The following is a 10,260-nucleotide window of genomic DNA, read 5'->3' as shown; positions in this document are numbered from 1 at the left end:
ACTCAACTGGGGGACTCAGGTCGGGGACGGCAGACGACGCCACCACACTGCTGTCATTTCCTTCTCACGGCACCCAGCTGGAACCGCCACGCCCGCTCGAAAACTTGGCTACGTAGGCCCCGAGAACAGCACTGCAAGGCCACAAACGACCAACGCCGATAGAGTGCGCCCGTGTCCCGCGTCGCGATCGAATACTGCACCCAATGCCGTTGGCTACTGCGCGCCAGTTGGATGGCTCAGGAATTGCTGAGCACCTTCACCACCGACCTGTCCGAGGTCGCACTGGTACCCGGTGAGGGCGGCATATTCCGCATTACCGTTGACGGTGAGCAGATCTGGGAACGCAAGGCGGACGGCGGATTTCCCGATATCGCCGTGCTCAAGCAGCGGGTGCGAGATCGGGTGGCGCCGGGGCGCTCGCTCGGGCACACCGATAAGCGCGAGGACTGAAGCTCAGCCGCAGTGGCCGCCACCGCAGCATCCGCCACCGGACGGTGCGGGCCGGGCGGCGGGTGCGCTGCCGCCGCCACCGCGGGTGACCGTTCCGAAGGTGGTCAGTAGTTTCACCGTGTCCGCGTGTCCCTGTGGACAGGTGGCCGGAGCCGAGGCCTCGGCCATCGGACGGCTCAGTTCGAAGGTGTCACCGCAGCCGCGGCATCGGTACGCATAACTCGGCACGTGCTCAGGGTAGTGGACACGGTGGTGCACGCCACGTCGATCAGCTGCCCGCCGGTGTCACCTTGGGCCAGTACTCTCGATTTACGGAGTACAAGGAGGTGCGAAGTGAGCGCGACGGAACCCTTCGAAGCCGTGGGTGTGGACGCCCTCGATGCCGAACCGGTCGTGAGAACCGAGTACGGCGAGGTCAGGGGCAGGCGCGAGGGCGCGGTCAATATTTGGCGCAGCATTCCCTATGCCGCTGCCCCGGCCGGACCGGATCGCTTCCGCCCGCCGCGACCCCCGGAACCCTGGGACGGTGTGCGCGACTGCGTCGAATTCGGGGAGATCGCGCCGCAGACCCTCGGCGTCATGGTTCCGGTCGACTCCACGCTGAAGATGGGCGAGGACTGCCTGTGGGTGAATGTGTGGGCACCTGCCGCGCCGTCGGACGAACCCCGCCCGGTCATGGTGTGGCTGCACGGCGGCGCGTACTGCCTGGGCACGGCCGCCCAGGTCATCTATGACGGACGGCGGCTGGTGGAGACCGGCGGGGTGATCCTGGTGACGGTGAACTACCGCATCGGCGTGCTGGGATTCCTGGACCTGTCCTCACTCGGTCCGGACTTCACACCCAATACCGGCCTGCGTGATCAGATCGCCGCGCTGGAATGGGTGCGCGACAATATCGCCGCCTTCGGAGGCGACCCCGGGAATGTCACGCTATTCGGCGAATCATCGGGTGCGGGGTGCGTCACCGCCCTCATGACCTCACCTCGCGCGGCAGGACTCTTTCACCGCGCTATCGCCCAATCTCCGCCCGCCACAACGGTTTTCGGGCAGCAGCGCGCGGCGGGAGTGGCGCAGCGATTCCTCGAACTATTGGAGCTGCCGCCGGAACGGGCGCGCGAACTACTCGAATGTCCGCTCGATCGAATCCTCGCCGCCGCCGGGACACTGCTGGATGAGGTGCCGACCCAGCATCCCGGAAGACTCGCCGCCGCGCCCGTGGTGGATGGCGACCTGCTGCCCGGGTATCCGACCGAACGCTTCAACCAGGGTCGTTCCCACCGAGTACCACTCATGATCGGCACGAATAAGGATGAGGCCTCGCTGTTTCGGCTGTTCCGTTCGCCCATCATGCCGGTCACCCCGGATGCGGTGAACGCCATGCTGCAGAGCGTGGCCGATCACCATCCGGGTCTGTCGCCGACCCGGGTTGCCGAAATCGCCTCCGCCTACCCGGATCTCGCTAAACCACGGGGCGCACTGGCCATGTCCACCGATGCGGCCTTCCGAATGCCCGCGCACTGGGTCGCCGACGCGCACGCCCGGCACTCGCCGACCTGGATGTACCGCTTCGACTACGCCACCCCCATGCTGCGCGCGGCGCGGGTGGGCGCCGGACATGCCACCGAATTGCCCTATGTCTTCGGCAATTTCGGCACCTTCGACCGCGACCCGACCTTCTGGCTCGGCGGACGCAAAGTGGCACAGGAGGTTTCGGGCCGCATGATGCGCCGCTGGCTCGCCTTCGCTGCACACAATGTGCCCGCCGCCCTGGACGGCTCCAAACACTGGCCGCCCTATCGCGAGTCCACGCGCACCACCCTGGTCATCGATAGCAGCGACCGCGTGGTGGACGATCCGGACCGCGACCGAAACGCGGTGTGGGGCAACGAAGCGGTGGGCTTCTACTGAGCCGCGCTCGAAACGTGTTGTGAGGAAAGGGCGGCGGCCCTCCTGCTGACTCGCCCACCGGAACATGTTGTGGCGCAACGAGGCAGTGGATTTCTGTTGACCCGCCTCGTTATCCCGGCGTGTTCTTGGTCGGATCCACTGCTGATCAGAAGTGGATTCCGGCCAAAAGCACGCCGGAATGACGAACCTGGCACGCCGGGGGCGACTTGGCACGCCGGGGGCGACTTGGCGCGCAGGGGACGACTTGGCGCGTTGGGGTGGTGGGTTTGGCGCGTTGGGGTGGTGGGCTTGGGACGTTGGGGTGGCGGGTTTGGCGCGTCGGGTGGTGAGCTTGGCATGTCGAGATGGCGAGGGCTGGTGCGCCGGAATGCCGGTGCTAGACCGTGGCGCGGGCGCGCGGACCCAGATGCACCGGCAGGTGCGAGTACCCGTGCAGCGTGAACAGCGGTCGCAGCTCCGGCGTTCCCGCCAGCCGCAGGTCGGGGAACCGCTCGAACAGTGACCGCAGCGCGTAGGTGGCCTCCATCCGGGCCAGGCTCGCACCCAGGCAGGTGTGGATACCGCTGGAGAACGTCAAGTGCTGCTGGGCATTCGGGCGGTTGATATCGAAGCTGTTCGGATCGTCGAACATCTTCGGATCGCGATTCGCACCCGCCAGCGACAGCACCACCGCGGTGCCCCGGCGCATGGTGCGGCCGTCGATGTCGATATCGCACAGCGCCTGCCGCGCGGTGGTCTGGACGGGCGGATCGAAGCGCAGCACCTCCTCCACGGCCTGCGGCCACAGCTCCGGATCGTCCACGAGCTGTTCCAGCTGTCGCGGCCGCGGCAGCAATTGCACCACCGCATTGCCGATGAGATTGACCGTGGTTTCGAAGCCTGCGCCCATGAGCAGGGTCGCGGTCGCCTTCAGTTCGCGGTCGTCGAGATTTCCGGCGGTGACGAGGCTGCTCAGAATGTCGTCACCGGGCTCGCGGCGCAGCCGGTCGATATGCCCGTCGAGATAGCGGTCCATCTGCTGGGTGGCCATGGCGGCCGTGCGCCAGGCGCCCCAGGACAGGCCCAGGTCCAGCAGTGGCGATACCTTGTCACCCCACCGCAGGAAATGCTCCCGGTCCGAATCCGGGAACCCGAGCATCTCGGAGATGATGGCGATCGGTATCTGCGCCGCGTACGAGGCGATCAGATCCGCGGACCCGTTCGACGGCAGCGCGTCGAGCAACTCCACCGTCACCGACTCGACCCGGTCCCGCAGTCGACCGACCGCACGCGGGGTGAAGGCGGCGGACACGGATTTGCGAATCCGGGTGTGATCCGGGGGATCGATGGTGAGCATGGACGGCGGCTCCACCGGATTGGCGGGCAGCGGTGCCTTGCGAATCACCCGCCGCAGCGGTTCGGGGGTGCTCGGATTGTCGAGGATGAACACCCCGAACCGAGTGTCCCGCAGAATACTTCGACTCAGCTCGTAGTCGGCCGTCACCCACGTGACCGGGGTGGGGACCAGCCGCCCGCGCTGCCGCAGGGCCTCGATATGCGGATAGGGGTTATGCCGCGCCGCGGCCGTGCCGAACAGCTTTCCGAACGGATCGCCGCGCAGCGCCTGATAGCGCATCAGGAATCGGGACGAGCCCTGCTCCACCATCCATCGAATAAAGTACCGAGGCTTCATCGCCGTTGACTCCCTCATCGTCGGATGAGTCCACCGTACGGAAAACCATGGGGGCGGGAAACGTTCCACAGCGGGAATTATGTCTCCTACCACGGTAGGAGGTCGGCCTCCGGCAGCGTGGGTGGCGCGGCGATATCAGGCGCCGCGCGTGATGGTGACCCGCTCGGTCGCGACCCGCCGTTCCTGTGCGGCGGCATCCGGATGCGCGACCTGCACCAGCGATGCGCCCGCCGCCAGTACCGCCACGAATCCGTCGATCAGCTCGGTCGGCGTCTCCCACGGCGTACTCGACAGCACCCGATCCTCGGCGGTGAGCCCCTGCCGCGCAGCGGATTTCCGCGCCTCGGTCAGCAACTCGCCCGCCGACATCCCGTCCAGGGCCGCACCGACCCCGCCGGGCCGGAACTGATCGCCGTGCACACGCACCGAGGTGGCGTAGTCGGTAACGCCGACGGGCAGATCTTTCACCGGCATACCCATCGGGTCCAGCGACAGTGCCGCCACTTCCGCGATGCCGTCGGCCTCGTCGAGGCGGTCGGCGGTGACCAGCGCCAGTTCGGCGTCCGTATCGGGCCGCAGCACCACTTCGGCTCCCGCCCACCAGCAGCCCAGCAGGACCGCCGCCGTCTGCCAGTGCGCGGGCAGCAGCACCGCCACCCGGGATCCGGGGGAGAGGCCGAATTCGTCACGAATCATATTGGCGGTCTTGGCCGCCCAGTTGGCGAGTGTGAGCGCGGACAATTCGATGCGCGCGCCGGTGGCGTCGTCGTAATAGGTGATCCGCGGGCCCGCGGGATCGCGGGCGAGGATGGGGTCGAGCACCGACTCGGTCAGAGTTTCGGTTAGTTCACGCATTTCGGTCCGTTCTGCCCGGCGTCGATGGGTGGGGCGGGCGGCACCGGGGTGGGGGTGGTCGACGACCCGGTGAAGTCGAAGGTGCTGCCCGCCGACGAGCCCGGACCAGAGTAGTCACTCGCCAACAGCACCCGAACCGAGCCCGTCGAAAGGCCCGCCTCGCTCAGTACCGGCAGCCCACCGAGCGCCTCGGCGACCGCACGCGCCTTGGGATCGGTGGCGCTGGCCGCCAGCACCCGACTGCTCTGAATCGGCCCGCCGATCCAATTGTCCACCGTGCCGGTGCGGAAACCCTTGCCGGCCAGGGCCTGCGATACCTGACCGGCCAATCCGCCCACCGAGCTGGCATTGAAGATATCCGCGGTGACGGTGGCCGGATCGACCCCGTCCTTCTTCTCGTCCTCGCCGCGCCCGACCATCTTGGCCACGTACTTGCTGACCGCCTTCGGATCGACCTGCACCACCGATTCGCCGGCATCGGTGGTGGCGTTGAGGTCCTGCACCGGGATGGTCTCGAACTTCACCTGTCCACCGGACAGATCCTTCAGCTGCTGCATGAAGTCGAGGACATTCCAGCCGTCGTCGATCACGATGGTGCGGCCCACCGCATCACTGAGCTGTTGCAGGCGGCCCGGATTGGTGAGCGTATTGGCGCTCAGTATCTGATGCACCAGCTGTGCCATGTACACCTGTTGGCGCACAATCCGATCCAGGTCGCCTCGGGGTAGCTCGTGGCGCTGTCGCACGAAGCTCAGGGCCTCCGCACCATCGAGGCGCTGCTTGCCGGCCGGGAAATCCGCACCCGACATCGGTTCGTAGACAGCTTTGTTCAGACATACCTCGACACCGCCGACGGCGTCGGTGAGCAGTACGAAGCCGAGCAGCCCGACCTCCGCGTAGTGGTCGACGGTAATACCGGTGAGATTGGCGACCGATTTGATCAGCGCCTGGCGCCCGGACTCGGTGGACTTGCGGTCGGCGGTGTCCCAGTCGGACCCCTTGCCCAGAAGTTTCTGCTGTTCGGTGAATTTGGTGACACCGAAGGCCGAATTGATCTTGCCCTTGCCCATGCCCGGAATATCCACATAGGAGTCGCGCGGAATGGAGATGGCCGTCGCCGACCGGCCGTCATTGGGCACCCGAATCAGCAGGATGGTATCGGTATTGAGGCCCTCCTCATCACCGGCGTGCAGCATGGCGCGCTCGCTCTCGGTGAGTGGGTTGCCGTGCGCGTCGGTGCGACTGTCTATGCCGACCATGAGAATGTCGACCGCGCCATCCTTGCCCCCGCCCAGGCCGAGATTGCCGATTCGATCGATGGTCGACGTCAGCGCGTCCACCTGCTGCCAGCCCAAACCGGTCACCACCAGCACCGCGACCGCGGCGGCCGCCGCCAGCCCGCGCAGCGGACCGAACCGGCCGCGACGAGCCCGTGCGGCCGGGCGTCGTGACGGTAGTGGCCTCGATACCCTCGTGCTTTCCGGCAAACTCCGCTTCCTTTCCCGACCGGCCGTCGGCCGGACACCCCGGCATATTCCGGGACGGTATCCGTGGAATATCCCCCCGAGTGCAGGCTAGACGCGCGACCGAGTGGGATGGTGGAGCCGGGTAGCGCATGTCAGACTGTCCGCCGTGACATTCGCCTCCCCGATGCCCATAACCGCACCACTCGTGGTGACAGGCTCGGGGGGACAACTCGGCCGGGCGCTACTCGACCTCGCGCCGCACGCCCGCGGCTACGGCCGCGCCGACCTCGACATCACCGACCTCGACGCGGTGCGCGCGGTAGTGCGGACCGGTGACGTGGTGATCAATTGCGCCGCCTACACCGCGGTGGACCGCGCCGAAACCGAGGTCGACGCCGCCTTCGAGACCAATGCCAGGGGGCCGATGGTCTTGGCGGTGGCCTGCGGGGAGATCGGAGCCCGGCTCATCCAGCTGTCCACCGATTACGTGTTTCCCGGAACCGGGGACCGGCCGTACCGCACCAACGACCCCACCCGTCCGAACTCGGTGTACGGCAAATCCAAACTGCAGGGCGAGCAGGCGGTCCAGGACCTGCTGCCGCACACCGGGCATATCGTGCGCACCGCGTGGGTATATACCGGGGTGGACGGCGATTTCGTCGCCACCATGCGGCGGCTCGAACGCGAACGCGAAACCGTCGACGTGGTCGACGATCAGGTCGGTTCACCCACCTACGCCCGCGACTTGGCGGCGGGATTGCTGGAACTCGCCGAACGCTCGGACGCGCCGTCAATTCTGCACGCCACCAATGCCGGACAGGCGAGTTGGTTCGACCTCGCACGGGCCGTCTTCGCCGAAATCGGGGCGGACCCGAGGCGGGTACGACCCTGCGCCACCTCGGCTTTCCCGAGACCCGCTCCGCGCCCGGCATATTCGGTGCTGTCCGCGCAGTCCTGGGCCGCGGCGGGGCTTACACCACTGCGTCCCTGGCGGGATGCGCTGAACGACGCACTCACCCGCATCTACGACTAGGCTGAGCGTCCGTGAGCCCCTCGGATTCAGTTGGACGGCCGACTCTGGCCGTCGTCACGGTGACCTACTCGCCCGGTGAGCACCTCGAGCACTTCATCAGCACCCTCGCCACCGCAACCAGCGAAAAGCCCCAGGTCATCCTGGCCGACAACGGATCGAACGACGGCGTACCGGAACTGGTCGCCGACGCCAATGAAAATGTGACGCTGCTCCGGACCGGCGGCAATATCGGCTACGGCGGCGCGATCAACCGCGCGGTCGCCGATATCGACCCCGAGATCGAATTCGTCCTGATCGCCAATCCGGATATTCGCTGGGGCACCGACTCCATCGACGAACTCCTCGCCGCCGCCAAGCGCTGGCCGCGCGCTGGAGCCCTCGGCCCGACGGTGCTGGAACCGGACGGCAGCCGCTACCCGTCCGCCCGCCGGGTGCCCGGCCTGGCCGATGGCGCGGGCCATGCCATCCTCGGCACTCTCTGGCCGTCCAACCCGTGGACCCTGCGCTACCGGCAGGACAATGAGGAGATCTCCGAGCGCAATGTCGGCTGGCTGTCGGGATCCTGCCTGCTGGTGCGCCGTGCCGCCTTCGACTCCATCGACGGCTTCGACTCCCGTTACTTCATGTATATGGAGGATGTGGACTTCGGAGACCGCATGGGCAAGGCGGGCTGGCACAATGTATTCGTGCCATCGGCCGAGGTCACACATGCCAAGGGGCATGCCGCCGGAAAGCATCCGGAGGCCATGCTGCCCGCCCACCACGCCAGCGCCTACCGCTTCCAGGCGGACCGGCACCCGCATTGGTGGCAGGCCCCGCTGCGGGTCGCGCTCAAGGCCGGACTTGCTATCCGGTGCCGCCTTGCGGTTCGATCCGCACTGCGCGAACGCGACCGCGCCGCCGGTACGAACTGACCGCACGGCTCGGGCACAATGCACTGTTGGTGCGGACAGTCGCGGCCCGGTCGCGGTGACCGGACGCGGCTGGCGCACCGCCGGGTCGGCGCACGTCGACCCGGCTGATCGACGACCTACACAGGGGAGAAGATGGCGAACGCAACGGATGCGGTGATCCTGGTCGGAGGCCAGGGGACGCGACTGCGTCCGCTGACCCTGTCGGCCCCCAAGCCGATGCTGCCGACGGCGGGTCTGCCGTTCCTGCAGCATCTGCTGGCCCGAATCGCCGACGCCGGGATCAAGCACGTCGTACTCGGCACCTCCTATAAGGCGGAGGTGTTCGAGGACCACTTCGGTGACGGATCCGACCTCGGACTGGAACTCGAGTACGTCTTCGAGACCGAAGCCCTCGGCACCGGCGGCGGTATCCGCAATGTGCTGCCGAAGCTGCGCGCCGACACCGTCATGGTCTTCAATGGCGACGTCCTCGGCGGCACCGACCTCGGCCAGGTGCTCGACACCCACCACACCAGCAATGCCGATGTCACCCTGCACCTGGTCCGGGTGAGCGACCCGCGCGCCTTCGGCTGCGTGCCCACCGACGAGACCGGCCGCGTCACCGCCTTCCTGGAGAAGACCCAGGATCCGCCGACCGACCAGATCAATGCCGGTTGCTACGTCTTCCGCCGCGAATACATCGAGAAGATTCCCGCGGGCCGCCCGGTCTCGGTCGAACGCGAGGTCTTCCCCTCCCTCCTCGCCGAGGGCGCGCACATCCAGGGCCACGTCGATATGGCGTACTGGCGCGATATGGGCACCCCCGAAGACTTCGTCCGCGGCTCCGCCGACCTGGTGCGCGGTATCGCTCCCTCCCCGGCCCTGCCCGGCCAGCGCGGCGAATTCCTGGTCCACTCCGGCGCGGGCGTAGCACCCGGCGCACTCCTCATCGGCGGCACGGTCGTCGGCCGCGGTGCCGAGGTGGGTGCGGGCGCCCGCCTCGACGGCGCAGTACTTTTCGACGGCGCCCGCGTGGAAGCCGGTGCCACCGTGGAACGTTCGATCATCGGCTTCGGAGCGAGAATCGGTCCCCGAGCCCTCGTCCGCGACGCCGTAATCGGCGACGGCGCGAGCGTCGGAGCCCGCTGCGAACTACTACGCGGCGCCCGCATCTGGCCCGGTGTGGACATCCCCGACGGCGGCATCCGCTTCTCCACCGACGTGTAAGCGTGGCTGGCGAGGCTACGCGCAATCGGCCGCTCACATATCAGGTGAGCGGCCGATTACGTTGCGTGGCAAGAGCATAGGTCTACACGGCCCACTTCTCCGGATTCAGGTGGTACTGGGCGATGGCGGTCGCGTGGCCGTGGCCCATGGCGTGGTCCGTCTTCAACCAGTTGACGATGTCCTTGTGGCCGGTGCGGCCGGAATCGCGGACGGCGGTGAACCATTCGTCGATGGTGCGGCCGTACTTGGCTTCGATGGACGGGAAGTAGGAAGCCGGTCCATGGGGCTTGGTGGTTGCCATGATGGTCACTCCTTCGGTGTGGTTATAAGGCTTGACGGATCGGCTCGACTGAAATCATCGGTGCGTGACGGGGATCACGCGACAGTGGTCATCGCGAGGGTGGGAGTTGTTGCGGCCGAGCGGTGTTCGCGCAGCAGAAGCAGGCCGGTGCAGGCAACCAGGGCGGCGGTGAGGCCGTGGACGCCGAATGCGGTCGCGGTGGAGCCGTCGTAGCGCAGGACCGTGAGCATGTCGCCGATCGGCACCAGCGAGGTCATCAGCATGGTGACGCCGAGGGCGAAGCGCTGGCGAGTGGCGAGCAGGGCGAGGTGCACGATGCCGAAGGCGGTGTCGCGGACACCCTTCAAATTCATGAAGGCCGCGGCCTCGCCTTCGGGCCGGGCTGGGAGTCCGAAACCGGGGGCGATGGACTGCGGGCGAACAGGTAGCTCAGGCCCGATGTAGAGGATGAAGGC

Annotated in this window: 11 protein-coding genes; 5 read left to right on the top strand and 6 right to left on the bottom strand. The window is 67.3% G+C overall.

The window, feature by feature from the left end; all coding sequences use genetic code 11:
- Positions 1-171: 171 nt before the first annotated feature.
- Positions 172-450 carry an Rdx family protein gene (locus tag NU1_RS18725; RefSeq protein ID WP_067523032.1) on the top strand — a complete coding sequence of 93 codons (279 nt, stop codon included), beginning with the start codon at positions 172-174 and terminating at the stop codon, positions 448-450.
- Positions 451-453: 3 nt separating this feature from the next.
- Here NU1_RS18725 and NU1_RS18720 read toward each other — a convergent pair whose 3' ends face one another.
- Entirely contained in the window at positions 454-678 is a 225-nt protein-coding gene (locus NU1_RS18720) for an FmdB family zinc ribbon protein (RefSeq protein WP_067523081.1), read from the bottom strand.
- 132 nt (positions 679-810) lie between these two features.
- Between NU1_RS18720 and NU1_RS18715 the strand changes: the two genes are divergently transcribed.
- Entirely contained in the window at positions 811-2,358 is a 1,548-nt protein-coding gene (locus NU1_RS18715; protein WP_067523080.1) for a carboxylesterase/lipase family protein, read from the top strand.
- Positions 2,359-2,734: 376 nt separating this feature from the next.
- Here NU1_RS18715 and NU1_RS18710 read toward each other — a convergent pair whose 3' ends face one another.
- The 3 genes from NU1_RS18710 to NU1_RS18700 all read right to left on the bottom strand — a co-directional run bounded on the left by NU1_RS18710 (position 2,735) and on the right by NU1_RS18700 (position 6,372).
- A complete protein-coding gene (locus tag NU1_RS18710) occupies positions 2,735-4,030 on the bottom strand; it encodes a cytochrome P450 (RefSeq protein ID WP_067523031.1) in 1,296 nt (431 codons plus the stop codon).
- 135 nt (positions 4,031-4,165) lie between these two features.
- Positions 4,166-4,885: a TIGR03089 family protein gene (locus NU1_RS18705; protein ID WP_067523078.1), complete on the bottom strand. Its 720-nt coding sequence runs from the start codon at positions 4,883-4,885 to the stop codon at positions 4,166-4,168.
- Positions 4,873-6,372 (bottom strand): LCP family protein, encoded by a 1,500-nt coding sequence (locus NU1_RS18700; protein WP_443093780.1) that lies wholly within the window; start codon positions 6,370-6,372, stop codon positions 4,873-4,875. Before NU1_RS18700 ends, NU1_RS18705 begins: the two co-directional genes overlap by 13 nt.
- 163 nt (positions 6,373-6,535) lie before the next feature.
- Between NU1_RS18700 and rfbD the strand changes: the two genes are divergently transcribed.
- The 3 genes from rfbD (at position 6,536) to manB (ending at position 9,504) form a co-directional block, all read left to right on the top strand.
- Positions 6,536-7,384 (top strand): dTDP-4-dehydrorhamnose reductase, encoded by an 849-nt coding sequence (gene rfbD, locus NU1_RS18695; protein ID WP_067523030.1) that lies wholly within the window; start codon positions 6,536-6,538, stop codon positions 7,382-7,384.
- A gap of 11 nt (positions 7,385-7,395) precedes the next feature.
- Complete coding sequence (locus NU1_RS18690) at positions 7,396-8,298, top strand: glycosyltransferase family 2 protein (RefSeq protein ID WP_067523029.1); 903 nt, start codon at positions 7,396-7,398, stop codon at positions 8,296-8,298.
- A gap of 132 nt (positions 8,299-8,430) precedes the next feature.
- Positions 8,431-9,504 (top strand): mannose-1-phosphate guanylyltransferase, encoded by a 1,074-nt coding sequence (manB, locus tag NU1_RS18685; RefSeq protein ID WP_067523028.1) that lies wholly within the window; start codon positions 8,431-8,433, stop codon positions 9,502-9,504.
- 82 nt (positions 9,505-9,586) lie between these two features.
- Here manB and NU1_RS18680 read toward each other — a convergent pair whose 3' ends face one another.
- Together NU1_RS18680 and NU1_RS18675 are read right to left on the bottom strand one after the other, a co-directional pair.
- The gene (locus tag NU1_RS18680) at positions 9,587-9,805 is read right to left on the bottom strand and encodes a DUF4287 domain-containing protein (protein WP_067523077.1); all 219 of its coding nucleotides are present in this window, start codon (positions 9,803-9,805) and stop codon (positions 9,587-9,589) included.
- Positions 9,806-9,879: 74 nt separating this feature from the next.
- Positions 9,880-10,254 carry a DUF4267 domain-containing protein gene (locus NU1_RS18675; protein WP_281221211.1) on the bottom strand — a complete coding sequence of 125 codons (375 nt, stop codon included), beginning with the start codon at positions 10,252-10,254 and terminating at the stop codon, positions 9,880-9,882.
- Positions 10,255-10,260: the final 6 nt, after the last annotated feature.

The organism is Nocardia uniformis NBRC 13702 (assembly GCF_001613345.1).
Taxonomy (GTDB): Bacteria; Actinomycetota; Actinomycetes; order Mycobacteriales; family Mycobacteriaceae; genus Nocardia; species Nocardia uniformis.
Note: the sequence above shows the minus strand (reverse complement) of the source record. Positions and strands in the feature narration are given on the sequence as shown.

Bases quoted from the DNA above. Each gene is read 5' to 3' on its own strand.
- manB (WP_067523028.1), top strand. From the start codon at position 8,431: ATGGCGAACGCAACGGATGCGGTGATCCTGGTCGGAGGCCAGGGGACG.
- rfbD (WP_067523030.1), top strand. From the start codon at position 6,536: ATGCCCATAACCGCACCACTCGTGGTGACAGGCTCGGGGGGACAACTC.
- NU1_RS18680 (WP_067523077.1), bottom strand. From the start codon at position 9,805: ATGGCAACCACCAAGCCCCATGGACCGGCTTCCTACTTCCCGTCCATC.
- NU1_RS18705 (WP_067523078.1), bottom strand. From the start codon at position 4,885: ATGCGTGAACTAACCGAAACTCTGACCGAGTCGGTGCTCGACCCCATC.
- NU1_RS18710 (WP_067523031.1), bottom strand. From the start codon at position 4,030: ATGAAGCCTCGGTACTTTATTCGATGGATGGTGGAGCAGGGCTCGTCC.